This is a genomic window from Paenibacillus sp. FSL R5-0407, assembly GCF_038009185.1.
In the GTDB taxonomy this organism is placed as follows: Bacteria; Bacillota; Bacilli; order Paenibacillales; family Paenibacillaceae; genus Fontibacillus; species Fontibacillus vini.
Genome location: NZ_JBBPAX010000001.1, coordinates 2452158 through 2476947 on the forward strand (window position 1 = coordinate 2452158; position 24790 = coordinate 2476947).

A 24790-nucleotide genomic window follows, 5' to 3' on the forward strand; every position below is an offset into this window, starting at 1 on the left:
CCTCTTGCAGTACCTGTGAGGCGATCATGTTTTGACAAAGTTTCCACGCTCCTTGAATGATTTGCCTGATTTACTGCAGGATGGCAAGCATCCGTGCAATACGGTCTGTATAAGAATGCCGCTGTCTGGTCGTCCAGAGCGATCTCCAGGCCATCTGGACCCGTTCTTGTTCATGTTCCAGGTAATAATCGATTTTGGCTCTTAATTCATCCGCCGAGGCAAAAGTCTCGATATCATAGCCGGGGCGGTAATGCTGATGAAGGTCCTCCCGCACATCCGTAATCTGTAAAGCTCCGCAAGCGGCGATCTCATAAGTTCGGGGATTGATGGAAAGCCCGCGGAGATTCGCCGTATTCGCATTGTCTTGACCCGCTTCCGTAGGCCGATGCAAATTTATTACGATTTTGGCCCCGTTATAGTAAATCCGGGTTTCCTTCTGTTCGATCCATCCATCCCGGATATGGGGCTGGAGAAGGTCGAGGCGACTGAGCCTGTTCCATAAACTCCCGACGATCACCACCTTTTTTTGCGCCAGATAAGGGGCAAGTTCGTCAAACAGGGCTACGCGATTCCAAAAGGCGCTTCCTATAAAACAGACGTCGGACTGGTAGGAGCGTGGCGCATGCATCGGCGCGAACATTTCTGAATCGGCGGCAAGCGGCAAATAATGAACTTTATTGCAGCCACCCTCCCGGTAGAAAGGCACGCAGGAAAGCTCATGCGTGAATACGTAGTCGTAGTGCGTTGCCAATTGTAGAGACTGATCGGTAAAATACGGATCATCCACAAACCAGACCGCCGTGCGTATGCCCCAGCTTCGGATCAGATCGATATGCTGGCTGTGCTCGGCGGGAAATACGTGCATAGCATTCAGAACCAGTACCAAATCCGGGCGGAACTGTTCTGCCCTTTGCAGCATTTCCTTAGGACCCGTCACCTCCAGTTCTCCCGTCAATGTCTGAAGAGCCCGAATCATGCCTTGATCCACGGATTCAAATCCCTGTTGAACATAAAGCACACGGAGCGTCCCCTTCGGAGCCGCCGGGGTTCCTGTGCGCTCCATGACTGCCCGACAGCCTCCGAATCGGTATCCTTCGGCCCATCCCTGATGGTGTGCTGCCGATTTGCCGGTTTTCCGGAGTCGTTTTCTTGCACTGTTCACGGCATTCAATCCTATCTATGGGTTAATCTCTTGACCTTATAACTATATGCGGAGGGCTAATCCACCGGCATGGATGACTACCCTGACGTTTCTAAAATTGGCGAATGCCCCTGCTTGTCCCAAGCAAACAAAAAGCTTTTCCCTATATTAGAGAAAAGCCTTGGATAAAATCAGTAAGGAATCATTTACTTGAACTCTTGCTCCTGATATGCCAATTTATGACCGTCTTCAAAGCCTTTGGCAAACCCGGAATTGAAACCGTTTTGATAGGATTCGTTGTACCCCTCCTGATATAAAGCGGCAGGGTCGCCTTGTTCCACAGGAGCTGGAACCGGGGCCGGGGCCGGTTCCGTAGCCGGAAGACGCCGCCGTACCGCTTTTCTCCGACGTGTTTTCCCGCGAATCAGCTTCCTTTTTCGGGATTTGATCCGACGTCCCTGCATTCTCTTTCCAAGCGTTCTCCTAACGCGCTTCAAACGGCGTTTCGAGCGTTTTATTCCGCTTTTTCTTTTGCTTAATGTCGTACGTCTCTTTTTAAGCGCCATTTCGTTCATCTGCCTCCTGTTTGCTTGTAAATGATTCCAAGGGTGTTACCTTATCCGCGTTCAGCCAAGGGGCTGTGGGGATGCCTGTATATTGGCGATGCAGCTCGATATTCGCAAGCATGGACGCCATGGCCTGTTGAAACCGCGTCATCCGGTCTGCTTGTTGGATGAAGGAACGGGCCGTTTCTTCGGAGCAGGCGGACACATCCGCCATGCTGTCAAGAATGCGGGCCAGCGCATTTTGGCTTCTAGAGATGGAGATGATCAGTTGGAGCTTGGCTTCCCTCTCGCTCAGTAAAGAAGGGGTAAGCATCACTTCTCCTCATCCCCGAATCCCGAACCCCCGCCAAATAAATCTCCGAATCCTCCCGAATCGCCCCCGCTGCTCTCGGCCGAAGAAAGCAATGACTTCAAATTGCTGCATAAGCCATTTTCCATTTTAGTCAGCCCTTCAATAACCTCCACCATTTCGTCATGAACGCCAAGCGGCTTTGCAAGCTGGCTCTCGTGGTCGCTAAAGCTATGCGCATGCACATGATTCAAGCTCCAGTTGCGCACCTTCTCCGCCTCCAGTGCTTTGGCTTCGAGCATCATGGACACATTCCATTGAATTTTGGCCATGGCATCCAGCATATTGAGATAGGCATGCTCCCTGCTCATTTGATCACCTCCGCTTCTTCAGCTATTCCTCTTCCGAGCCCTTCAGCTCAGCGATGACTTGGCTCAGATTTTCCGCCATAGCCTCTTCCAAATCGGCAATTGAATTCAAATAAGAGATCAAGCTCTTGTTGATGGACGAGGAATTATCCATCAGTCCTTCCACACCTTCGAAATTTGGTTCCTGATCCGGAAGCGCATGTACGATCTGCGACAATCTGACGGTGATATGGCGCTCGGCGTCAATGATACGGGCCAGTTGCTGGTGTGAATGCCCCATATGCATAATGATATCTGTTATTTTCTGCTCCACTTGTCAGCCCCTCCATTTAACCTAAGAATCGGGACTCCGTCGTTTCAGACATAAAAGCCCCGGCATTCTACTGATTTCAGCATATGCCGGGGCGTCATTCCGCGTTCCGCAATAATACCGCGGTCCGCTTAAATTTATAGTCTGGGTTCAAAAAGTCAGGTTTTCAGGATCAAGAAGGTTGGATGAAGCTAGGGACTGAGTAGCGGAGCGTACAATAGGGTACGTGAGCAACGGAAGGCCCGGCTGAATTCAAGATTCGACGTCGAATCCGCTTCATGATCTACATCGTCATGGAAAGATGACTTTTTGAGCAACCTCTTATAGTAGTGACGATCTTAGTTGAATCGGGGGAAGGACATACGGTCCTTCCGGGATAGCTGCAATTTCGTCCGGGGAGACCGGACGGGCTCTGTCCGCCAGTCCCCAAACCTCGGCGGCATACGGGGTCCAGAACAAACGGGCCATTCCCCGATCCATTTGATACAATTGACCGTCAGGCAGCTTCATCACGGAGCCTTCGCCGAACCGTTCCGCTGGCGACATTGCCTTCGTTATCGCTTGCACCGCCTCCGGCAGCTCCCATTCCCCGCCATACGGAATTCCCTGCAACGTACGCTGCGACAGTCTTACGGCGGATAGGGACGGAAACTGTACCGCTAACGATGCGGCATCGGCTCCCTTGATTCTGTACCTGGTTCCCTGTTGCAGCCAATACAGAGTGCCGGTTCCGCTGCTGGCTAGAACCTGTACAGGACAGCCCTCTGACCGGATTTCGACTGCGGGTCCGGCCCCTTCTTTGCCTCGCTGCGCTTCAACCTGTCCGAGCCGCTCATGTACATTTCCCCATTTTAGATGGAAATAGTCCTGGTTCGCTCTGCTGATTTGCGATACATCCCGATGATCCAGGCTTTTCATCGTCTCGCTGCCAAAATGGTGAATGAAGGCGTCTCCGGCAATCATCAGCTTCATGCCTTGCAACCGGAGGCGGATCATCCAGTCATCATCCTCGTAATTGCCCACCCGGTAGCCTTCATCAAAGTATCCGGTCCGCATCATGGTTTCGCGTTTCATCAACAAACAAAAGCCGACCAGCCGATCGGTTCTCCTCCATCGCTGCGGATCCTTCCGGTTATGGTTGGCCGCAAATTCCCACATATCCGCGATATCCCGGTAAGGTACGTCGATTTGCTGCTCGCCCCCGATATAATTGGTAACAGGCCCGACGGCCCCGATATCAGGACCGCTGTTCAAACAATCGAGCATGTTGGACAACCAGTTCTCTGTAACGAGCACATCATTGTTCAACACCAGCACCGTACGCCCTTTCGCCATCATTAATCCTGTGTTAACGGAGCCCGCAAACCCCGCATTATCGGCATGCACCGCTAAGCGTACTTTACGTCTGCGCCGCAACGCTTCCGAAGTTCCGTCGCTTGATGCATCATCCACCACAATTACTTCATAAGGGAAGGAGGTATGGGCTTCGATGCTGTCCAGACATTGCAGCAACAATTCCTTCTTATTGAATGTCGGAATTATGATGCTGGTTCCTTCAAACGGTTGCTCAAAGTCCACATATCCCACGGCTCTTCCCTTCTCATAACCGGCTTGATACCCCTGATCGAATAAAGGGAGGGGAGCCCCCCCTCTTTTCCTGCTATTCTTTCCACGCGTGGGTCTATGTCTATTTGGGTTGTGCATGTGCCCTCCTTTCAGCGAAGCCCCTGTTCTCCGCTCTCCAGCTTGTTGGCCAAATGACCGAAATCCAATGCACACTTGCCGAGCCGACTGGCGATTTCGGTACAAATCAGAACTGCGGCGATCCCCGCCGCCACCAGAGCTATGTCAAAACTATACCCGGATGCTTGCTGCACGGCTGCCTCTGCATCATAAACGCCTCGAATCGGGGTCACGAGGCCGACGACTTCAATGCCTTCCCGCTGCAGCACTGACGCCAGTCCTTCAGCCCGATTTCCGGCAATCAGTACTTTCCTGCCTCTTAGCAAGGGCAACATAAGCCCCTCTTCGGCAAGCTCATAGTTTACAGTAGAGGAAGCGAGACGCAGTCTTGCCGGATCAAGCCCATAATGGGATAACACCGGAAACAGTAAGCCCTGGAATGAAGAGTGGCGGGAAATGGGAACACCGATAATATCGGCTTGGCGTAGCGCGCCAGCCAGCTTCTCACGAATATCATATGCCGGCAGCTCTACTCCGGCATATGGAAGAAACGGCCCTCTCCGCCGCGCTTCGTTCGTAGGAATAACAATATCATGGGCCAGCGTCAGCAATTCGCCGTCGCCAAGCCGGACAAGCGACAAAGGCTGCCCGCTGTCCAAGGCATCGCGCAAAGCGCTGGCCGCCTCCGACGGAGTGAGCAGAGGAAGGAGCGAGCCGGGAGCGAGATGCCTGATCCCTGATGCGATCAAATCCTCCGCAGTGACGCCAGGGAGTATCGTATGAGGAGGAAGCAAGCGGGTTACAATGGCCTCCCCTCCTTCAAAGTAACCCTCACGAAACCCTGATTTATAAGAATCGGACAAATTCGGATCAGGTTGTACTTCATTCAGAGTTTGTCCGTTCTCTTCCACCCGGTTTTGAAGATGTCCGGCATCATGCGCCTCAGTCGGTTGCATTTCCTTCAAATCCAAAGCCGCCATTTTCTCAGGTCTGACTTGTCTTTTACTCGAGCTGTTTCTTGAACGGAGCAATCCCCCGCTCAAGCTTCTCCGCCGCCGGTATCTCCTGAGTAACCTGCCTGGTCTTTTTCTTCTTTGCCCACGGGGTTCCCGGATTCTTCCGGGGACCCGTTTGCTCTTGCCCGAGATCCTTTTATTCCTCATCGTCCATCCTCCGCCTCAAACATCTCCTTACCGCTTGAATCTCTTCATCCGCCGCGAAGCCTCGAGCAATGAATCAAACGTCCCCGCATCCGTCCACCAGTTGCGAAGAATATCGTATTCGAGCTTTCCTTCCATCGCATACAAGTTATTAACGTCTGTTATTTCAAGCTCGCCCCGGTCCGACGGGTTCGTGGCCGCAATATGCTCAAACACACGGTCATCGTACATATAAATACCGGTTACGCAGTAATCCGATTTGGGTTGCTGGGGTTTCTCTTCAATGAAAGAGATCAGTTTCGGATGATCCTGATCGAACACCGGGACCCCGTATCTTCCGGGATCGCTCACTTTTTTCAGCAAAATTCTTGCAGTTCCTGCAGGCTGTCGTTGAAACTTCTCCGCATAAGGCTTCAAGGGGTCCAGAAACAGATTATCGCCAAGCAAGACCACGAACCGCTCCCCGGGAGCGATAAAGCCTCGGGCTAGTTCCAGCGCCTCGCCGATTCCTCCGGCTTCCTCCTGGATCTTGTAGGTTAAATTAATGCCCATAGTGCTCCCGCTGCCCAAAAAGTCGGTGTACAACCCGGCGGACTGTTTGCTGATGACAAGCAGGATATCCGATATTCCGGCCAATTTCAGCTGTTCTATTCCATAAGTGATCATCGGCGAATTGCCGACGGGGAGCAAATGTTTGTTAATTAGCCTTGTCAGCGGATATAGTCTCGTACCCGTTCCTCCCGCCAAAATGACACCTTTCACGAACTCTCCTCCTTTTAAATGAACTGACGTGGATCGATACCCCATTTTTCTATAAATCGACTGCGGTTCTTCTCGATGATCCAGTCCCATTCTTCCGAATGCTTCTCCTTAAAGCTCGCGCTGCCCTTATGGTAAATGAAGGTATCCTTGCAAATCAGAAGCCGGAAGCCCCCCATAACCGCCCGGAAGCAATAATCATCATCCTCGTAATGGCCGGGGGAATAAGCCTCATCCAGCGCTCCGATCTCATCATACAGACTCCGTTTGAACATAAAACAATAGCCGATGAGCCGTCTGACTTCCGTCCACTTGGAGGCATCGGTCCGGTTAAATGTCCGGGCATACTCGATCAGTTCATCGGGTTCGCTTAAACCGGTATCTATCTGCTGTTGTCCGCTGGCATAGTTCGTAATCGGACCCACAATTCCGATATCGGGCGAACTTTGCAAAGCGGCCGAAAGCTGCGAAAGCCAGCGCGGGGTCACCTGACAGTCATTGTTCAGCAGCAGAAGCTGGTCTCCGGCAGCAACCGCCAGCCCTTTGTTGCAGGCAACCGGGAAGCCCGTATTCTCGGGCAGCGAGATCAAAATCAGCTTTTCCTTCACGCAATATTCCTTGGTCCCGTCTTTCGACCCGTTATCCACCACAATGATTTCGTAGGGGGCATCCGTATGCTCACGAATGGACTCCACACAGTCAGAGAGTAAGTGAAGGCCGTTATAGGTAGGAATAATGATGCTCGTTAATATTCCGTTCATGGGCGGTTCCTCTCTTTCGCGAGCTGCGGACGTGACGAGGTCTGCCAGAACAGCCTTGCGCCTTTTCGGCGCATCGCCTCGTTCAACGCTTCAAGATGATCGCCCAAAATAAGCTGGAGAACGCTATTGCCTGCGCCGGAATTCCCTTCACGCATCCGGTTGCGCCCGATAACATCGGCTGTGCAGGGAGCGGATACCGTCAATCCTTCGAGCAGGGCCGCTGCCTGCGCCTTAGGTGGTACGGCAAGGATTCCTGTCCCGATGGTGTTTATCGCCTTGCGGGATAGTACATGCGGAACCGCGGTCAGCGAATTGCTCTTCAAATCCTGGCGCCCCAGAACCTGATTCAAAAACAACTTGCAACGGGTCACCTCATCCTGTCGTTCATAAAGAGGAAGATAGCCTGAAATATCATTCAGCACCACGTCAATACCTCTCTCTTGTTCATATAGAAAAGCCGCCAATTCTTCGGCAGGTACAGCCATATCCCCATCAACGAACAGCAAGGAATCACCACATGCCAGAGCCGCCCCGACGGAACGGCCGACGTCATGTCCAAGCCGCTCCGGATAATAGGCCAGAATCACGTTTTTCCGATCTTTCACTTTGCCGAAGCTGTTATCGGTGCACCCGTTAAGCACGACGACCATTTCCTGAAGCGGAATGCGTTCCAATTCATCCAGCAAGTTTCCAAGCGTTCTCTCCTCGTTGCAAGCGATGATGACTACCGACGCTTTTCCTGACAGGGGGACCGGAACCCCGTACAGACGGGGATTCTCTCTTTTGGAAGCGGCATAACCATCCCGGAAAGCTGTTCCCAACGCAAGGGCACGATCATAGGAAGGAGACGGATCTTCCGCTCGGCTGCGGAACCATTCAGTCAACAAGGACCGAAAATGCTCCCTTGGAGGGAGTGAGGTTCCAAGCCGCTCCAATCGCAAAGCTTCCGCCCCGGCGGAGACCCCGGCTCCATAAGCTCCTTTTAAATCGACTTTGGGCTCAATTTGGATTACATATTTCTTTGGCAATCTTTGTTTGACCCGGGCCTTGCGATTCGCTAGAAAAGGAGATCTTCGCTTGCCCGACCGGACGCGTTTGAGACGATTCGCCCGAATGACGGGCTTTTGGCGGTATTTCCGCGTTCTTCCAAGTACGGTTTTGTTCACGGTATTTTAATCACCTTGCCCTTTCGCGGAGTCGTCCCAGATCAGAGAAGCCGCCGCGCGAGCCCCGTTGCTTCATAGCTAACCCTGCCGCTTCCAAGTGATCTCCCAATACCAGCCCGGTCAGCAAATCTCCATGTTTGGAACGGAGCCTCGGGCGATTCAAACGGCCGACATCCACGGAATGCACCGGTCGGATCTTCAATCCTTCCAGGATAGCGGCTGTCTGGGCCAACGGCGGTTTCTCCAGCTTTTCATAACCGATTCGGCTAGCCGCCTGTCTGCTGAGCGCATGCGGCACCGCGGTTAGGGACGCGCCTTTCAAATCGGACCTGTTCAGCAATGTATTCAGAGTATGCTTAGCGCTGACAACCGGATGAACCTCCCGAGTCTGAACCGGGCCTTCGTAATCATTCAGGGCCAAATCACTGCCGGATAGAATGGCTGCAGTGAAAGGCCGAAGATCTTTGGCGGGAATCACCATATCCCCGTCTAAGAACAGCAGCACTTCCCCTTTAGCCTGCCTTGCGCCGACCGCTCTCGGGACATCATGCCCGAGCGGTTCTTTGTATTCGAGAACGATAGCCCCGAGCTTCCTGGCAAGCTGCGCGCTCCGGTCCGTACAGCCATTCGCCACAACAATGATTTCGGTCTTAGGATGAACTTTGGTCGCTTCCCGGATGACCCTCCCGAGCGTCCGATGCTCGTTCATAACCGGAATGATGACAGATACCACCGGTTCTGGAGAGCTGCGAAATGTGGCCTGATCCCGCCTCGTTCTACGGCGGGCAGGCCGGGTTTGCCGGGCTCGAAACCGGCGTCTCTTATCCATCAGGACCCATCCTTCCCGGATATTATTAATAGACGGAATATAAGATAGTTTATGCTCTTCTCTGTCCCACGCAACGGCAAACGTACAGAGGAGAGCCGAAGCACACCCAAATTAGCAAACAAGCAGAATGCCGCGGCGAAAGCCCGCAAACATTCTGCTCGATCGGCAACGAGGTGACGCTGCCATAAACATTCATATAAACTTGCAACTACTGATATAGTGAAGCGGCGGATGTAACAGGCTCTTTACCCTGTTTGGTCATGAGGCGGACCCATCGGTCAGCCGCATGATGCCAGCGGAAGCGGCTGCGCGCACTTTCAGCACCGGCAAGGCCCATGCTTCTGCAAAGCTCCGTATTGTCCAGCAGCCGGATGATTGCAGCAGGCAATTCATCATTCAGGCGCTCCGCAGGCAGCAGCAACCCCGATTGTCCATGCTCAACGACTTCCGGGATACCGCCGGCGCGGGAGGCTATCACGGGTACGCCCGACGCCATGGCTTCCACATTGACCAAGCCGAAAGCTTCTTCTTTGCCTGACGGAACGACTACCATATCAGCCAGATTGTAGCAGTCGGCTACCCCGGGATATGGCGTGAACGGCTGAAAAACGACATGCTCCGGCCAAGAGTCCGCCAGCGATTTCAAGCTGCGCACATACATGGTTTCCCGCAAGCTTCCATAAAAAGCGCTGCCGACAATTAAAAAGAGAGCCTCCGGATGTCTTTGGACAACGGCCGGGACTGCTTGAAGCAAGGCATGCACCCCTTTTTCGGGAATCAGCCTTCCTACAAACAGAACCACTTTACGCCCGTTCCAGCCGTAATCGTGAAGTCTCGCCCGACGCAGCGCTTCGCCTGCGGGGGTCCATCTCGGCACGAAATCCTCCGGACTCACCCCGAGATGATTCACCTCCACCGGAACCGAAAGGCCTGGGAAACGTCGCAGCAGCTCCTTGCGCAGAAACTCGCTGTTCACAATGATACCGTCAAGCGTGCGGAGCTTCTCTGATCCGCTCCGGTCCGGAAAGTCTCCCGATTGGATAAACGTCGTAGAGTGAAGGGACAAGAACACTTCCGAACCGGGCAACCTCTGCTTGATCCGGTAAGCCAGAAGAGGCCGATTATGGACATCGACCGCATCGGGCCGCCAGGACCTTAGATGGCGAAGTACCGATGGAAAATAGGAACTCCCGCCCGGCACTCTCAAGCAGGGAACACCTCCAAGCCCCTCCGGGGAAGCCGGATCCTTCCCGATTCTGCCAAAGATCCGAATATCAAGCCTGTCTGAGGCCAGCGGAACCATCTTTTCAATGACACGCTCCACCGAGCTGCTCCTCCCCGAAGGAATCACGAACGATCCTGGGGTGACCACCGCTACTTTACGGAAACTCACGGGAATACTCCCTCCTTGCCTCCATTTTCTTATAGAGGTTGTTCAAAAAGTCATCTTTCCACGACGAAGCTGATCATGATGAGAACTCGGCATCGAATCTTGAATTCAGCCGGGCCTTCCGTTGCTCACGTACCTCATGTACGCTCCGCTACTCAGCCCCTAGCTTCATCCAACCTTCTTGGTCCTAAAAACCTAACTTTTTGAACACGCACTTATATTGTAGTTATACGATGCGAGCGTATCCGGTGTGACTTATTTTTTAAAGTGTACGAACATCAAACCATAGTTTTCTCTTAACAATCGCTATAAAAGGCAGGCACAAAAAAGCCGGAATTCTCCGGCCCGAAGTATGTGGAATTACCCTGCTAAGTCAAATCAGGCTGTTGACTTCCCTCATCCGTCCATGCTGAATCGGGACGAACAACATAAATTAAAGGGAGCCACAATAAGGTTAAAGGAGATTACAGACTTGCAGAAGGAGGGAGGAACATGCCGCCCGATTATGTCGGTATTCTGTTAAACGCCAAAGCACACCAGGGAGCAGGGAAAGGCAGAACCGGTCAGGAGGCTCTACCCTTCTACGAAGAAGCCGCCGCCCGATACGATCTCAAACCTTGTTATCTGCGTCTGGATGATATCCATCCCGAATCCGGCAAAAGTCTCGTTTACCTGAAAGAAAACGATAGATTCAGGAAAGCGCTCATTGAAACCCCGCCGGTTATTCATAATCGTGCGATCTATAAAGCCCCGTCCGCGCTGGGGAAAATCCGGGGCCTGCAGCAGCAGGGAATAACCATTTACAATCACAACAACCGGTATGGCAAAGATGAAATCCACCGACTGCTGGCTGAGCATCCCCGACTCTCGTATCATCTGCCTGCTTCCCTGCGCGCCACGCCGGGAAATATTGGCCTGATGATGCAGCGCTACAGCGACTTGTTGCTCAAACCGGCAAGCGCTTCGGTTGGCCGCGGAATTATGCGCCTGAAGCTGGACAACCGGGGATGGTGCCTGCTCTACAAGGGACGCCGGACAGTGGACCGGTGGAAGGCGCTCCGTCTTGATAAGCGAACTCCATTACCAATCTGGGTGAAGCGAAGAATCACGCAAATTCCATACTTGATTCAGGAAAGACTGCCCCTGGCTGAAACGGATGGCCGCCCCTTGGACGTCCGCGTAACCGTTCAGCGGGGACTGACCGGAGACTGGGGCGTAACGGGGCTATATGCCAAGGTTTCCGCTCCCGGCCGTTTCCTTTCCAATCTTGCCCAGGGAGGCAGCGCTTTTCCGGCAGATTCGTTATTCCGCCGCATATTTCCGCCATCCACGGCAGCACGCGTCCTTGCGGACAGCCAGACTGTAGCCCTTGCGGCCGCCGCTTACCTGTCCGGCCGGTTGCCTCTGCTCGCCGACCTGGGCATGGATATCGGAATTACCAATGACGGGCGGATTTACATTATTGAATGCAACGGCAGAGACCAGCGTTACGGATTTCGTAAAGCCGGCATGAACGAAATATGGTTTGACACCTACCAGCAGCCTATGGCTTTTGCCCGCTATTTGCTGCAGCATCATTCAGGCCCTCGCGGATAACTCTGTACAGCAAAAAACACAAGTCTTACCGGAAAAAGCCCTGACATGGCGAATACATGATGAACGCTTATTACGGATTGGCGGAATACCTGACATCCGCAATGTGAAACAGCGGGAAAACGTCGCTAAGCATCAGGGCCAATACTACTGCCGCTGCGAATACCGCAGCGGCCAGCGGATCATAGCGCGTGAATAGCGAAGGATAATAGTAGGATCTCCGGCCGTTCCCGTTGAAAGCCTTCGCCTCCATCGCTACCGCCACGCGATGGGCTCTCCGTATACTCTGGGACAGCAACGGGACCGCGTACATCTTGATGCCGGCAAACCATCCCCGCGGCCCTTTCAGACTCCGCGCTCCCCGGATACGGAGGGCGTTCCGCCGGATCAGGAATTCTTCCCAAACCATCGGTAGCAGCCGGATCGAGGCCATAAAGCTGTACGCATATTTGGGGGGAAGCTTTACTTTCTGCATCAAAGCATAGAACAAATCCACAGAAGATGTCGTGAGAACAAACAACAGCCCCTCCGACGCAAAGGTTACGGATTTAAACCCGATATGAATGCCGCGGTAGAAGCTTTCCTCCGTAATCCGGATCAACCCCCACTCCCACCACATTTCATCCCCTTTACCGAAAAGGATCATCGTCGAAGAAGACGATATAAACACCAATCCGAAAGACAGCACGATCAACAACACCTTCCAGAAGGCATATCCGCTTTGCCAGAACAGCAGCAGCGTGAACATCACCGCCTGGTAGAACATAAAATCAAGCCGATGCGTAAACAAAGCCACGAAAAAGAGCAGGATGACAAGCACCAGTTTAAGTACCGGATTGGCTCTGTGCATCCATGTCGTAAAGGAAGGATTCAGCCATTTCTTCATAGCAATACCTCTACCGCGCCGGTCTCGCACACTTTATGCGGAAGTGAGGATCCCCGATTCGTATATCCGCAATCGGTCAGGGTCCCCTCTCTGACTTCCCATCGGCGTGTCGCTACCGCTTCCGCAATCTGTTCCTCGTGGGTTACCATCACGACCGCTGTTCCTCTACGCCGCATTTCCTCGCACAAATTCAAAATAGCAAAAGTGTTCACGGCATCCTGCCCGAACGTCGGCTCGTCAAGCAGCAGCACCGGTCTCTCCATGACGGCTGCTCCCGCCACGCTCAATCTCCGCTTCTGTCCGAGCGATAATTGATACGGATGACGCAGCTCTAATCCGACAAGACCGAACTGGTCCAGCGCATGATCTACTCGCCGCTGAATCTCATCCGAAGAGAACCCTTCTTCTATTAACGAAAAACCGATTTCCCGGTCGACCCGGTTCTCGACAAACTGAAATTCGGGATTTTGAAAGACGAATCCTATTTTTTTCGACAGCGCCAGGATTTGCCGGGTTCGAGTCTTCTTTCCGCCGAACCGTTCACCGCATAGAAGATAGCTTCCCTCGGAGGGAAGCAGTCCCATCAGTGCAAGCAGGAGCGAGCTTTTTCCGGCCCCGTTCGGGCCCGTAACCGCAATGAAATCCCCGGGGTACACTTCAGCCCGCTCGATCTGAATAACCGTGCGGTCCCCGCGAAAGCCTTGGAACTCGGAAAGCTCGATAACCGGCCGGAGTAATGGTTCCCCGGCAGTCAGCCGGGTGGAATTGGCCCAAAGCATTATCCCCTTTTCCGCTTCCTGTGCTTGGCCTTCCGATGCCCGAAAACGATCCCAGACGCCGGGATGCCAGATCCCGTATTCCTCCAATTCCGTTTGGCAGCGGACAAACAACTCCTCCGGAGCCCCTTGCCCCAACAATTGTCCCTGGGGGCCGAACAAGGCTACCCGATCCACCAGCCCCAGATCAAGCACCTCCTCGATCCGGTGCTCGACAATAATGAGTGTCCTTCCCTCGGCCACCCGGGAAACCGCCTCCCAGATTTGCCTTCGCCCCTCTGGATCCAACAGAGCGGAAGGCTCGTCAAGCAGCAGTACCTCCGGATCCATCAGCAGAATTGAAGCGAGGGCCAGCCGCTGCTTCATTCCCTGGGACAACGAATCAATCGGAAGATGAATCTCCGGCAGATGAAGCCCGACTTGTTCTAGAGCATCTACCATCCGCGGTCGCATTTCCTCTCTTGGAATTCCCCGATTCTCCAGCACAAAGGCCAGTTCCTCATCAACAAAAGGCATGCAAAACTGAGTATCTGGATCTTGGAACAGCATTCCCCACGATGGGGGAATCACTTGCTCCGAGCTCCTCATAGGCACCTCCACTAGCCCCGGAATGATGCCCGCAAGCACCTGCAGCAGCGTTGACTTTCCGCTGCCGCTTGGCCCAAGCAGCAGCAGTCTCTCTCCGCGCCTGACCGAGAAGGAGAGATCTTTAAACACAAAGGAGTCCGTCTCAGGATATTTGAGACGTAAATCCCGAACCGCCGCAGCCGTATTGAATTCCGTGTATGTACTTGATGCTGTGGCGTTGTTCCGCAAAAGATCCATCGTTAATCTTCCAATGCGGCGTAATCCTTCGCCGCAACGGGCCGAAGCAGCGAGGTGACGCCGGTCGCTTCTACCGCCTTAGCCAAAGCATAGGCCAGATAACCGGCAATCAAAGCGGAGCTGACTGCACGCATCGAGTATTTGGCAATGAGCATCCAAGTGCTATAGTCAGCGACGTAACCGTAATAAATATCGGGGATCAGAGAGCCCACGGAGGCGCCGACTCCCGCCAGAGCAGCCACGGAGCCGGAAAATTTACGGTAACGGAACAAAGCGAACACGAGCTCAGCTCCTAACCCCTGGAGCACACTGTATAGCACCAGTTGAATCCCCCATTCGCTCCCGAACAAAATCTCCACGTGGGCCGCCGCCACTTCGGCCAGAACAGCTACACCGGGTTTTCGAATCAGCAGAAAGACGAGGGTTGCAGCAATAAACCACATGCCGTAGACCAGTTCGTCCGCTTGAAAGAACAATGGGGAAAACAGCTTGTAGACGGAAGACCAGAAGTGATAGATTACTCCGAGCACAAGCGATACCAGTATCGTCACCAGAATGTCGCTCAGCTTCAGACCCCTTCTCTGGGCGGGAATAGGCGCCCCAGGGCCATTTCCTTGATTCAAACTCTCTTGCATGATAAATCCTCCTTTTGACTAAATAGTGGTTTGGACGCAAAAAAACCGGCTGAATAAGCTCAGACGGTTGCTAGGTCCACGGGAGAAAAGCATGAGTAATAAACATGCATTCCGGAACGTTAGATTCTCTACGCTGGCATTATCCAGTTCAGATTAACGGTCTGCAGCGGGTTAAGCTGCCATCTCAGCCTGATTCACTCAAGCCCCCGTATCCCTTATGCGATTGGAATAAATATACTCTAGAACCTTCCAAATAATCAAGCAAAAAAACAAGAAGGCACTTTCGCAGTTGATTTCAAGCCTATTCTATGTCAATATTAGCGGAAGTGGAAAAGGGATTATTGTCCCGTTGATCATGGTGTTAGGGGGATACGACTTGGCCGCAAACTGGATGAAATGGATGACAGAACTGACCTCCCGAAAGTGGATTTCCAGGCTAATGGGCCGGTTCTCGCATTCGCAAGCGAGCCGCTATTTAATTCCTTGGTTCGCAAAATCATACGGTATTCCGCTGCATGAGGCAGAGATGGAATTGAAAGAATACCGTACGCTAAACCAATTTTTTACGAGAAAACTAAAGAGCGGCATGCGGCCGATTGCTCAGCTGGAAGGCGGGTTGATCAGTCCGGTCGATGCGCTCATTACTTTTATGGGGGAAATCCGGTCGGGCACGATTCTGAATGTCAAAGGCCAGGATTACACCCTGAAAGATTTGCTTAACCATTCACCGCATGCGCAGACCTATGAGCATGGATACGCCTTTGTCCTTTATCTGAGCCCGACCGACTATCATCGGATTCACGCTCCCGTAGCCGGTACCTTGGTGGAAAGCGAGCATATTAAAGGCCGTGTGTATCCCGTCAATGATTTCAGCATGCGGAACATGAAATATGTGCTCAGCCGCAACGAGAGGTTGATAACTTACATATCGCATGAACGCGGAGAGATTGCCGTGGTCAAGGTCGGAGCGATGAACGTAAGCAGCATCCGCTATACCGACGATCAAGCCGAGCGATGGAATCAAGGTGACGATCTGGCCTACTTCGAGTTTGGTTCCACAGTGGTGCTCTTGACCGAGAACGGCACCTTCGAGCCGTCCCCGGAGCACGCCATCGGCCAAAAGGTCAAGATGGGCGAACTCCTGGGGCGCTTTTACCCGCCTTCCAAATAACCCGAGGGGCCAGTTACTTTACGGTAATGGCCCCTACGGATGACTTCAGCGACAGAAGCGGACCTCCGTCTCCCCGCTTGCTCTTGCCTTTCGGTGCCCCATCAACCCCGCCGATATCGGCATTCGTTTCCAGATCGCAGTTCACCGAATCGGCCAGCGTGGCTTCAATGCTTCCAATATCCGCATTAACATATAAATTCCCGCCGCTCTCCATCCGTCCTATGCTAAGCTCGATACTGCCCGTTGAGGTGTTCACCTTCGATTCACCCGTAATTCCCGCATCCACAATTACAATTCGGCCTACGTCATTATCAACATCATAGCTTCCGCTCAGCCCGGTAAGAGTGATGTCTCCGACATTGTTGGTCACCCGGAAATCGGTAATATGTTCGGGAAGACCGATCGTGTAATCAATGCTGAACTCGGAATAATTGTATTTCTCTTTTGCCCACTCCCAAAGACTTCGGTCCGGATCGTCCTTCGCATGTGTAGATACGATAAGCCCTTCTCCTTCAGGGGTGATGGATACGGCCGCCTGGTCAAGCACTTCTTGCAGATCAACCTTACGGAAGGTGCTCTTGTGCGCCCAAATCTTCGCTTTTACCGTAACTTCGTTTCCCTTCGTCCCCTGAATCTCCACATTTCCCACACTGTTATCCAGCGTAAGCTTTGAAGCCGAATCGCCTTGTGCCGAAGCCGAAAGCTCCAGCGTCGTTCCGTTTTCCTTCAGTCTTTCTACCTGACCGTCGACGGTTTTTTCTACCGTTTGCCCGATCGCCCCTGTCGCCGCTTCGGCGATTTCCTTCGCTTTTTCGTTCGCTCCCGAACAAGCGGTAAGCATAACCAATACTGCTGTCGCCGCCGCAATCGCTAACGGTTTATATTTTGTATTCATTCTTTGTCCTCCTCATATGGGGTTCTCTATGTATTCTTGTGCGCTCATTTAAATCGATGCTACTATCGTAATCCCCCGGAGGATAAATGAACACTGGCTGCAGACCAGATTCCTCCTGGACCAAAGTCGGAAGGACAGCCGCCTCTAAATAACCCCATAAAAAAACAGCCGTCCAGAGCAAGCTCCGATCGACCGTCTTTATCAATCATATCTTATTTGAACACCGGAATCGTAATTCCCGGCGCATGAAATTAATGTTGGAAATGACATATCATATCCCAGCCAATCGGCTTAAAACCAGGTTTCATCATCCCGGTCGGACCGTCTTGGCCGACGAAAACGGTAACGAAAAATACCGCTTCCCGGTACTGAACATGCTCTGCTGCGCATCCGCCGTCTCTTACTCATTGCTGTACACCTCCTCCCGGACCTCGGCTATAAAAAACAATTACCCGCCAAGAATAAAGGTGAAACAAGAATCAGCGAATTTCGGACGGACTTTTTCCGGTATACTGCTTGAACTGACGGCTGAAAAAGAAAATATCGCGGTATCCAAGCGCGTCGGCCACCTCGGTAACGTTCATGCCGGCGTGCAAAAGCAGATGCTGGGCCCGGTCGATCCGGGTCTTGATGATGTAGGATTGCACGGATAACCCGATGATTTCCTTGAACTTAATCGAGAAATATCTTGGCGACAATCCGGCACGCGCCGCTAAATCTTCCACTTTATGCGGCAGCCCCGGGTGCTGCGAGCAATAATTCGCCACCTCTTGAATCACTTCGTTCAGTTGATGGCTTACTTTTTTCTCCCGGGGCACTTCCCGCTCTTCCCGGAGTAAATAAATCAGCAGCTGCTTTAAAATGAGGCGCGCTTCCTCTTCGGCTCCGTACGCCTTAACCAAAAACAGCCGGACATAACGCGAAAGCATGTATTCAAAATCCAGCCTATCCTCCAGCTTCCGGTAAGATGAAGGTACCTCGGTGACAGGCTCGTCGACGTCAAAATGAATATAAGTTAAAACTAACGGACGCTGCGGATTATGCGTAGCGCTCGTATGATCGCCCTTGCGGAACAAAAAACAGCTTCCCGGGCCGACCTGAATGGGTTGATCGTTCAAAACCACCGTACCTTCGCCGCTCCATACATAGAATAAATCGTAGTTTTGCAGCGCTTTTTCCCGCTTATGCCATTTCCAACCTGGTTCGCATACGATCTTGGCAAAGGCCGGCTTCAAAATGAACGAGGACGGGGATATATGGAGCATCTCCTTACCTCCTGAAGACTATTAGAGGTTGTTCAAAAAGTCATCTTTCCACGACGAAGCAGATCATGAAGCGGATTCGACGTCGAATCTTGAATTCAGCCGAGCCTTCCGTTGCTCACGTACCTTTTGTACGCTCCGCTACTCAGTCCCTAGCTTCATCCAACCTTCTTGGTCCTGATAACCTGACTTTTTGAACTCGCACTCTTAGAATTTGAATGATACCTGCATAAAAATACAGCAAGTATTATTTCGATTATACTCCTAATCGCAAATTTCTTAAATATCCTTCCACGCAATAGCCATTCGAAATAAGCCTTCTATGATTTGGTCGTCTTCCAGATGGGAAAGGCTGAAGCAAGCGGCAGGCGGGCCGGGGGTCAACCGGTAAACGTCACCGTCCCTAAATTGCACGCCACGATTCCGGGCCGCCTCCTTAAAAGCTGCATATTTCTCCGGCGAACGCAGCCAATCCGCAAATAACAACAGACCCGCATCCGCCTGCTTAAGCGCGAATAAACCAGGGACTTCCGCCTCCAGCGTGCGGCGGAACAGCTCCTGCTTCGCGCTGTAAATTCTGCGCATCCGCCGCAGATGCCGCTCGTAATCGCCCCGGCGCATGAAGCGGGCCAGCGCCCGCTGCTCCAGCCGGGCCGGGGGCACCGGCTCGTAAAGCCCTTTGGCCAGCAGGACCGGCGGGACCAGGCTGCGGGGCAGCACGGCATAACCGATGCGCAAGGAGGCGAACATCGTCTTCGAGAACGAGCCGATGTAGACGACGCGCTCATCGTGGTCCAGCGCCTTGAGCGGCTCCAGCGGGCGGCCGCCCCAGCGGAATTCCGTGTCATAGTCGTCCTCGACGATGACGGCATTCCGCGCCGCGGCCCACGCCAGCAGCTCCTGCCGCCGCTCAGGCGAGAGCACCGCCCCGGTCGGGAACTGGCGACCGGGGGTTACAAACAGCACCCGCGCGTCCCAATCGCGCGGGATGATGCCATTGCCGTCCACCGTCCCGGGGACGGCGATCCCTCCGCAGGCGGCCACCGCCTTGGAGATCCCGTGGTAACACGGGTCCTCCAGCACGGCCTGCTCGCCCTCACCCAGCAGCAGCTGGGTGAGCAGCATAATCGCCTGCATCGAGCCATTGAACAGGCAGATTTGCTCCGCATCTGCCGCAATGCCGCGGCTGCGCCGCAAGTACGCTGCGATGGCGCCGCGCAGCTCCGGATCGCCCGCCGCCGTGTCCGCGGCGGGTCCGCCGCCTGGGCCGCCTGGGCCGCGCTTCTCCCGGGCGGCCCAGGCGAGCGCGCTCTTCCACTCGGCGTGCGGAAATGCGGACGCCGATGGTCCGGCGTCCTTGAACGAAATGACGCCGCTCGCGGGACCGCTCTCCGGCTCGCCACTTCCCGGATCATCCGGCGGCGCCTGCTCCATCACCCTTGTCCCCCAGGGGGACAAGGAGATCTCCGCCGCCTCCCCGCCGGGCTCTGCACTGGGCCGCATCACCTTGGACACGAACGTTCCGCTTCCCATCTCGGAATGGACGTAACCCTCCGCTTGCAGCAGGTCGTAAGCATGGGCCACGCTTCCCCGGGACAAGCCGTAGATCTCAGCCAATTCCCGAGAAGAAGGAAGACGCGTGCCCGCCGGGAGAGTTCCGTCATGAATGGCAGCCCGGATCGCATGATATAAAGCGAGATATTTATACCGGTACTGCTCGCTATAAACATCTAACGGAATGGAGAAGTTCAAACCAAACCCTCCTCGAATTTTCAAAGTGGACTATTAAAATTAATGTAAATTGGTTCTTTTTTTATGTCAATTCCGGAAATAAACTGTTAGAAATATACGGGTTGTTCGAAATCGAAATGCAACCCATTCAAGCGGAGGGGAACTGAAATGAGAAGAAAAGAATTTGCAGTAGAGGAAGCACAGGAAGTCGAGGCCTTTTTGAAGGAGATGAGCTTCGGATTTCTCGGCACGGTCGGAGAGGACGGATGGAGCCGGGTAACCCCGCTCAACTTTGCGTATGACGGACAAAATTTTTATTTTCATGGAAGCTTGGCCGGGGAGAAGATGAAGCATCTTGCGCATGATCCGCGAGTGAGCTTTACGGTAGCCAAGGAATATGCGATCATTCCGTCTTATTTTACCGATCCGAATCTGGCTTGTCCGGCTTCCGCCTTTTTCAAGAGCGTAATGGTCCGGGGCAGAGCGGAAAAAGTTCAAGATCCGGAGGAAAAAGCGACGGCATTGACTCTATTTATGGAGAAGCTTCAGCCGGAAGGCGGCTACGACCCTATTCGGGCCGACGATCCTCAGTATACCGGACAGCTTAAGAGCGTCGCGTTATTTAAAATCGTTCCCGAAGCGGTCAGCGCCAAATTCAAATTTGGACAAAATATGAACGAACGGAAGTTTTCCGGGGTTATGGACGGGCTTCAGGAGCGGAACCTTCCGCTCGATCCCGAAACGATTGAATTAATGAAGAAATTTTGTCCGCGGCATGCTTGAATTCCCGGGTAGAGCGCGATTTGACCGTGACGGTAATGGGACGAAATGATATAATGTTAGGCAGTCAAAACGGAACTGTCCATTATCAAACCCGATCGGAAGGATGAAACGTGATGAACCCACTCGCGGAGCAGTTAAACGAGAATTTGAAGTCCGGCAATATCCATGTGTACGAAATGCTGTCCACTCTTGGCAAGGAAATTTATTTTCCGAAAGAAGGCATTCTGAGCCAGTCCGCTGAAGCGACGGCCGGAGCGAAAAAATACAATGCCACGATCGGCATCGCAACCGAGAACGGCGGACCGATGCATTTGGCCGCTATTCAAGACACCCTGTCCGCTTATAAGCCGCAGGATTTGTACCCTTATGCGCCTCCGGCCGGCAAACCGGAGCTTCGCACCGTATGGCGCGAAAAAATGATCCGGGAAAACCCGTCACTTGCTGACCGCAGCTTCGGCAATCCCGTCGTTACCAACGCGCTTACCCACGGCCTCAGCATCGTTGCCGACCTGTTCGTCGATGAAGGCGATGCGGTCATCTATCCGGATAAAAACTGGGAAAACTACGAGTTGACGTTCGGCATCCGTCGTCACGGCTCGATCGTCAACTATCCGCTGTTTACCGACGATATGAGATTCAACAGCCAAGGCCTGCGCGAAGCTCTCCTGGCCCAAAAGGACAAGGGAAAAGCGATCGTCATTCTGAACTTCCCGAACAACCCGACCGGATACACGCCGGGAGCCAAGGAAGGCGAAGAGATCATTGACGCTGTCACGGAAGCCGCCGAAGCGGGAATCAACGTCGTGGTGGTTACCGATGATGCCTATTTCGGACTGTTCTTCGAGGACTCCTTGTCGGAATCGCTGTTCGGCAAGCTGGCCGGACGCCATCCGCGCATTCTGCCTGTCAAGGTTGACGGCGCTACAAAAGAAGAGTACGTATGGGGATTCCGGGTCGGGTTCATCACTTATGCCGCCGAGGAAGCGGGAGTTCTGGCCGCCTTGGAGCAAAAAACGATCGGCATTATCCGTGCGACCGTATCCAGCGGCGCCCATCCTTCCCAGACCTTTGTGCTTCAAGCCTTGAAGTCTCCGGAGTTTGAAGCTCAGAAGGAAGATAAATTCAAGGTCATGAAAGGCCGCGCCAACAAAGTCAAAGCCCTGCTGGACAGCGGCAAATACGGAAATGTATGGGAATACTACCCTTTCAATTCGGGTTACTTCATGTGCCTCAAGCTGAGCACGGTGAATGCGGAAGAATTGCGTCAGCATTTGATCCGCGAATATGGCGTAGGCACCATCGCCCTCGGCGATACCGATCTGCGGATTGCCTTCTCCTGCATCGCCGAGGAGAATCTGGAGGATCTGTTTGATCTCATATACCGGGGCGTTCAAGATTTGCAAGGCTAGGCTGAACCCATTTACGCAACTTCCCGTTATATCCGCCCAAGCACTCAGTACGCCCTGCTCATAGAATATTTTGTACGAACGATCTATTCTTTGAGAAAGGGGAATTGTACATGAGCGGAGTTGGAGATGAAGGAAGAGGCGGCTACGGCGGCGCTTTTACTAGCACAGGAGTAATTTTGGTACTCTTTATTCTGTTGGTAATTATCAGCCGCACCATTTTCTTATAAGAAATTTATAAACGTAAAGAAGACCGCCGGAGTAAGTTCCGGCGGTCTTCTTTTGCATGTACTTGAGATCTTGCATGCTTCTGCATGTTTTTGTGATCTTGAATGCTTTTGCATGATTTTGTGCTCTTGCATGCTTTTGAGCTCTTGCCTGCTCTTACATGCTCTTGCCTACTCTATCATGCTCGCGCATGTTTCAATCCTCTTCTTCTTCCTTCCATTTACGGTTCCAGGAAGACTTCATTCCGAAGGCCAAGCCGACCCCGACAACAAGACTGCCGATAAGGATCGTCAGATTGCCCCCAGGAGCAAATATCATCGGTACCCACATCAACACTGTGATCGCCAGCAGCACGCGCGAGGCCAGAGCCACGACTTCCTTCTGCCGGGAGCCGGCGGGAATCGGGTAATAAGCATCTGCGGGAGTATCTCCATGAACATGGCGAAGGGCGGTCAACTGCGTACCCGCCAGGAAAATAAAGAACAGGTACAGCACGGCGCCAAGCCAGTTTTTCCCGTTCCAACCTACGACCAACATGCCCAGCAAGGTCAAACGGACTACGATACCAAGCAGCTCGCCGCGCAGAAACGTCTTGACGAGCAGGAAGCGATACGCTCCCTCGCGCGACCAGGAAATACCGTTACCGATCTTGGAAAGCCAGCGCCGGTGGGCGACTTTTTGTCCTTCTGCGGGAACGTCCACAAACCAGCCGAGTAAGAGCATAACCCGGGCAGCGCCGGACTTCTCCGCCGCAATGAGGTTCTCCCAGGGAACAGCATGCTTCATCGGGAAACGCAACGCGAGTATATAATTGATACCGACCAGCAGCATGAACAAGACGCTCTTCCATGCCGGTTGCCATAACCAAGCCGCGAGCAGCAGCAAAATAAAACTCCACCGGAGCAGCCTGTATCCGGTTCTGGCCCGGGCCGTCGAAATTCTCAGCTCCTGCCAAGCTCCATAGGCACTCAACAACTTGAGAAACAACAGAACGAGCAGAACGACCCAAAGCGGAAGCTTCACTTCGGCCTCACTGCGGATGTACATAGGCCATAAGATCATAAGAACGATATAAAGCCCGATCAGTTTATAAATGATACCGCTGCGAAACGCGGGCTTGAAATACGCCTTCATCCCGGTTTCCTGGGGCAGCAGAAAAACAACGTCCGCCGGCTGCACATACGTCCGAAAACTGGAATATACAGTCAATGGGCCCAGCAGAATCAGCATGATCCATTGGACCGGGAGACCTGTGGGCATATTTTGCAGGAAAGTCGTATACCAGGCGGAAAATGCGATCAGCAGCAGCAGGAAGAGGACCGCCACTCCGCTCTGAAAGACGTACGGCAGATACGGGAGCACTTTACTCCAGAAGGACGACTTGCGCCGGCTGCGCAGCTCTCGAAGCTTCATGGTTTATTCTCCGCCCTTTACTAAACTGTAGAAAATATCCTCAAGCGCCGCTCCGGGCATGCCGGCCTGTTGAGCGATTTCCGTTAATGATCCTTGCGCGATAACCACTCCGCGGTGAAGCACGATAAAGCGGTCGCAGTAATTCTCGATCGTGGATAAAATATGCGAGCTAAGCAGGATCGAAGCTCCCGCCTCTTTCATTTCCATCATGAAATCAAGCAGCGAACGGATGCCCAGCGGATCAAGCCCGAGAAACGGCTCGTCGATGATATACAGCGGCGGCCGAGCAACGAACGCGCACATGATCATGACCTTCTGCTTCATACCTTTGGACAAATGGATGGACAGGCTGTCCGCCTTTTCCTCCATATGAAAAAGTTTAAGCAGCCGCTGACTTCTCTCACGGTAATCCTCGGTCCCCACCCCGTAAGCCCGGGCGGCAAACTCAAGATGTTCCCGTACGGTCAACTCCTCATACAGCATCGGAGACTCCGGGACAAAAGCCAGCGAGCTCTGGTACCCTTCCGGGTCCTCATCCCGGGTCTTCCCCTGTACAGCTACCCCGCCGCGATGCGGAGTCATCAGCCCGAGAATATGCTTCATCGTCGTACTTTTCCCGGCCCCGTTCAATCCGATTAGGCCAACCATTTCCCCCGGCTTCACTTCGAAGTTAATATTATGGAGCACCGGGCGCCCGAGGCTGTACCCCCCGGTCAGCTCTTCAATTTGCAATACGGGCGTCTCACTCAAAACGGCTCCCCCTC

The 24790-nt window shown here is 53.2% G+C and carries 25 protein-coding genes and 1 riboswitch; of the genes, 5 read left to right on the forward strand and 20 right to left on the reverse strand.

Annotated elements, in window-relative coordinates:
- Positions 1-70: 70 nt before the first annotated feature.
- The 12 genes from NYE70_RS11825 to NYE70_RS11880 form a co-directional block, all read right to left on the reverse strand.
- On the reverse strand, positions 71-1162 hold the full coding sequence (locus NYE70_RS11825; protein WP_341046134.1) for a CgeB family protein: 1092 nt from the start codon (positions 1160-1162) through the stop codon (positions 71-73).
- Positions 1163-1347: 185 nt separating this feature from the next.
- Positions 1348-1707, reverse strand: coding sequence for a hypothetical protein (locus NYE70_RS11830; protein WP_211023387.1), 360 nt, complete (start codon positions 1705-1707; stop codon positions 1348-1350).
- Positions 1697-2020, reverse strand: a complete 324-nt coding sequence (locus NYE70_RS11835) for a hypothetical protein (protein WP_211023389.1) — start codon at positions 2018-2020, stop codon at positions 1697-1699. The genes NYE70_RS11830 and NYE70_RS11835 overlap by 11 nt, the downstream gene beginning before the upstream one ends.
- Positions 2020-2367 (reverse strand): restriction endonuclease subunit S, encoded by a 348-nt coding sequence (locus tag NYE70_RS11840; protein WP_211023391.1) that lies wholly within the window; start codon positions 2365-2367, stop codon positions 2020-2022. The genes NYE70_RS11835 and NYE70_RS11840 overlap by 1 nt, the downstream gene beginning before the upstream one ends.
- 22 nt (positions 2368-2389) lie before the next feature.
- Positions 2390-2677, reverse strand: coding sequence for a nucleoside-diphosphate sugar epimerase (locus NYE70_RS11845; protein ID WP_211023393.1), 288 nt, complete (start codon positions 2675-2677; stop codon positions 2390-2392).
- Between the two features lie 318 nt (positions 2678-2995).
- The gene (locus NYE70_RS11850; protein WP_213656153.1) at positions 2996-4261 is read right to left on the reverse strand and encodes a glycosyltransferase family 2 protein; all 1266 of its coding nucleotides are present in this window, start codon (positions 4259-4261) and stop codon (positions 2996-2998) included.
- A gap of 128 nt (positions 4262-4389) precedes the next feature.
- Complete coding sequence (locus tag NYE70_RS11855; RefSeq protein WP_341046135.1) at positions 4390-5520, reverse strand: GT-D fold domain-containing protein; 1131 nt, start codon at positions 5518-5520, stop codon at positions 4390-4392.
- Positions 5521-5547: 27 nt separating this feature from the next.
- The gene (locus tag NYE70_RS11860; RefSeq protein ID WP_211023397.1) at positions 5548-6279 is read right to left on the reverse strand and encodes a sugar phosphate nucleotidyltransferase; all 732 of its coding nucleotides are present in this window, start codon (positions 6277-6279) and stop codon (positions 5548-5550) included.
- Positions 6280-6293: 14 nt separating this feature from the next.
- Entirely contained in the window at positions 6294-7037 is a 744-nt protein-coding gene (locus tag NYE70_RS11865; RefSeq protein WP_341046136.1) for a glycosyltransferase family 2 protein, read from the reverse strand.
- A complete protein-coding gene (locus tag NYE70_RS11870; RefSeq protein WP_341046138.1) occupies positions 7034-8203 on the reverse strand; it encodes a glycosyltransferase family 2 protein in 1170 nt (389 codons plus the stop codon). Before NYE70_RS11870 ends, NYE70_RS11865 begins: the two co-directional genes overlap by 4 nt.
- Positions 8204-8213: 10 nt before the next feature.
- Positions 8214-9032, reverse strand: coding sequence for a glycosyltransferase family 2 protein (locus NYE70_RS11875; RefSeq protein WP_213656156.1), 819 nt, complete (start codon positions 9030-9032; stop codon positions 8214-8216).
- A gap of 208 nt (positions 9033-9240) precedes the next feature.
- Positions 9241-10425, reverse strand: a complete 1185-nt coding sequence (locus NYE70_RS11880; RefSeq protein ID WP_213656157.1) for a glycosyltransferase family 4 protein — start codon at positions 10423-10425, stop codon at positions 9241-9243.
- A 489-nt stretch (positions 10426-10914) separates the two neighbouring features.
- Here NYE70_RS11880 and NYE70_RS11885 point away from each other — a divergent pair, with 489 nt between their 5' ends.
- Positions 10915-12018 carry a YheC/YheD family endospore coat-associated protein gene (locus NYE70_RS11885; protein WP_290406537.1) on the forward strand — a complete coding sequence of 368 codons (1104 nt, stop codon included), beginning with the start codon at positions 10915-10917 and terminating at the stop codon, positions 12016-12018.
- Between the two features lie 70 nt (positions 12019-12088).
- On the opposite strand, the gene NYE70_RS11890 is transcribed toward NYE70_RS11885, so the two are convergent.
- The 3 genes from NYE70_RS11890 to NYE70_RS11900 are packed head-to-tail and all read right to left on the reverse strand — an operon-like array spanning position 12089 to position 15137.
- The gene (locus NYE70_RS11890) at positions 12089-12901 is read right to left on the reverse strand and encodes an energy-coupling factor transporter transmembrane component T family protein (RefSeq protein ID WP_211023410.1); all 813 of its coding nucleotides are present in this window, start codon (positions 12899-12901) and stop codon (positions 12089-12091) included.
- Positions 12898-14502, reverse strand: coding sequence for an ABC transporter ATP-binding protein (locus NYE70_RS11895; protein WP_341046141.1), 1605 nt, complete (start codon positions 14500-14502; stop codon positions 12898-12900). Before NYE70_RS11895 ends, NYE70_RS11890 begins: the two co-directional genes overlap by 4 nt.
- A 2-nt stretch (positions 14503-14504) precedes the next feature.
- The gene (locus tag NYE70_RS11900; RefSeq protein WP_211023414.1) at positions 14505-15137 is read right to left on the reverse strand and encodes an ECF transporter S component; all 633 of its coding nucleotides are present in this window, start codon (positions 15135-15137) and stop codon (positions 14505-14507) included.
- A 108-nt stretch (positions 15138-15245) separates the two neighbouring features.
- Positions 15246-15357: riboswitch (TPP riboswitch) on the reverse strand.
- A gap of 156 nt (positions 15358-15513) precedes the next feature.
- Between NYE70_RS11900 and asd the strand changes: the two genes are divergently transcribed.
- The gene (asd, locus tag NYE70_RS11905) at positions 15514-16308 is read left to right on the forward strand and encodes an archaetidylserine decarboxylase (RefSeq protein WP_341046142.1); all 795 of its coding nucleotides are present in this window, start codon (positions 15514-15516) and stop codon (positions 16306-16308) included.
- Between the two features lie 13 nt (positions 16309-16321).
- On the opposite strand, the gene NYE70_RS11910 is transcribed toward asd, so the two are convergent.
- The 3 genes from NYE70_RS11910 to pdxR form a co-directional block, all read right to left on the reverse strand.
- Positions 16322-17203, reverse strand: coding sequence for a hypothetical protein (locus NYE70_RS11910; RefSeq protein WP_290406540.1), 882 nt, complete (start codon positions 17201-17203; stop codon positions 16322-16324).
- A 479-nt stretch (positions 17204-17682) separates the two neighbouring features.
- On the reverse strand, positions 17683-18468 hold the full coding sequence (locus NYE70_RS11915) for a helix-turn-helix domain-containing protein (RefSeq protein WP_211023418.1): 786 nt from the start codon (positions 18466-18468) through the stop codon (positions 17683-17685).
- A gap of 276 nt (positions 18469-18744) precedes the next feature.
- Positions 18745-20217, reverse strand: coding sequence for a MocR-like pyridoxine biosynthesis transcription factor PdxR (gene pdxR / locus NYE70_RS11920; RefSeq protein ID WP_341046144.1), 1473 nt, complete (start codon positions 20215-20217; stop codon positions 18745-18747).
- A 147-nt stretch (positions 20218-20364) separates the two neighbouring features.
- Between pdxR and NYE70_RS11925 the strand changes: the two genes are divergently transcribed.
- The 3 genes from NYE70_RS11925 (at position 20365) to NYE70_RS11935 (ending at position 22615) form a co-directional block, all read left to right on the forward strand.
- Positions 20365-20979: a pyridoxamine 5'-phosphate oxidase family protein gene (locus NYE70_RS11925; RefSeq protein WP_341046145.1), complete on the forward strand. Its 615-nt coding sequence runs from the start codon at positions 20365-20367 to the stop codon at positions 20977-20979.
- Positions 20980-21092: 113 nt separating this feature from the next.
- Positions 21093-22388, forward strand: coding sequence for an aminotransferase class I/II-fold pyridoxal phosphate-dependent enzyme (locus NYE70_RS11930; protein ID WP_213656165.1), 1296 nt, complete (start codon positions 21093-21095; stop codon positions 22386-22388).
- 110 nt (positions 22389-22498) lie between these two features.
- The gene (locus NYE70_RS11935) at positions 22499-22615 is read left to right on the forward strand and encodes a YjcZ family sporulation protein (RefSeq protein ID WP_211023426.1); all 117 of its coding nucleotides are present in this window, start codon (positions 22499-22501) and stop codon (positions 22613-22615) included.
- Positions 22616-22808: 193 nt separating this feature from the next.
- On the opposite strand, the gene NYE70_RS11940 is transcribed toward NYE70_RS11935, so the two are convergent.
- Both NYE70_RS11940 and NYE70_RS11945 read right to left on the reverse strand, forming a co-directional pair.
- Positions 22809-24026: an ABC transporter permease gene (locus NYE70_RS11940; protein ID WP_341046146.1), complete on the reverse strand. Its 1218-nt coding sequence runs from the start codon at positions 24024-24026 to the stop codon at positions 22809-22811.
- 3 nt (positions 24027-24029) lie between these two features.
- Positions 24030-24776 (reverse strand): ABC transporter ATP-binding protein, encoded by a 747-nt coding sequence (locus NYE70_RS11945; protein ID WP_211023430.1) that lies wholly within the window; start codon positions 24774-24776, stop codon positions 24030-24032.
- Positions 24777-24790 lie beyond the last annotated feature (14 nt).

Coding starts and splice junctions, on each gene's coding strand:
- NYE70_RS11865 (WP_341046136.1), bottom strand. CDS start 7,037: ATGAACGGAATATTAACGAGCATCATTATTCCTACCTATAACGGCCTT.
- NYE70_RS11890 (WP_211023410.1), bottom strand. CDS start 12,901: ATGAAGAAATGGCTGAATCCTTCCTTTACGACATGGATGCACAGAGCC.
- NYE70_RS11840 (WP_211023391.1), bottom strand. CDS start 2,367: ATGAGCAGGGAGCATGCCTATCTCAATATGCTGGATGCCATGGCCAAA.
- NYE70_RS11830 (WP_211023387.1), bottom strand. CDS start 1,707: ATGGCGCTTAAAAAGAGACGTACGACATTAAGCAAAAGAAAAAGCGGA.
- NYE70_RS11910 (WP_290406540.1), bottom strand. CDS start 17,203: ATGAATACAAAATATAAACCGTTAGCGATTGCGGCGGCGACAGCAGTA.
- NYE70_RS11895 (WP_341046141.1), bottom strand. CDS start 14,502: ATGGATCTTTTGCGGAACAACGCCACAGCATCAAGTACATACACGGAA.
- NYE70_RS11900 (WP_211023414.1), bottom strand. CDS start 15,137: ATGCAAGAGAGTTTGAATCAAGGAAATGGCCCTGGGGCGCCTATTCCC.
- NYE70_RS11940 (WP_341046146.1), bottom strand. CDS start 24,026: ATGAAGCTTCGAGAGCTGCGCAGCCGGCGCAAGTCGTCCTTCTGGAGT.
- NYE70_RS11835 (WP_211023389.1), bottom strand. CDS start 2,020: ATGCTTACCCCTTCTTTACTGAGCGAGAGGGAAGCCAAGCTCCAACTG.
- NYE70_RS11875 (WP_213656156.1), bottom strand. CDS start 9,032: ATGGATAAGAGACGCCGGTTTCGAGCCCGGCAAACCCGGCCTGCCCGC.
- NYE70_RS11915 (WP_211023418.1), bottom strand. CDS start 18,468: ATGCTCCATATATCCCCGTCCTCGTTCATTTTGAAGCCGGCCTTTGCC.
- NYE70_RS11855 (WP_341046135.1), bottom strand. CDS start 5,520: ATGAGGAATAAAAGGATCTCGGGCAAGAGCAAACGGGTCCCCGGAAGA.
- NYE70_RS11930 (WP_213656165.1), top strand. CDS start 21,093: ATGAACCCACTCGCGGAGCAGTTAAACGAGAATTTGAAGTCCGGCAAT.
- NYE70_RS11885 (WP_290406537.1), top strand. CDS start 10,915: ATGCCGCCCGATTATGTCGGTATTCTGTTAAACGCCAAAGCACACCAG.
- NYE70_RS11935 (WP_211023426.1), top strand. CDS start 22,499: ATGAGCGGAGTTGGAGATGAAGGAAGAGGCGGCTACGGCGGCGCTTTT.
- NYE70_RS11925 (WP_341046145.1), top strand. CDS start 20,365: ATGAGAAGAAAAGAATTTGCAGTAGAGGAAGCACAGGAAGTCGAGGCC.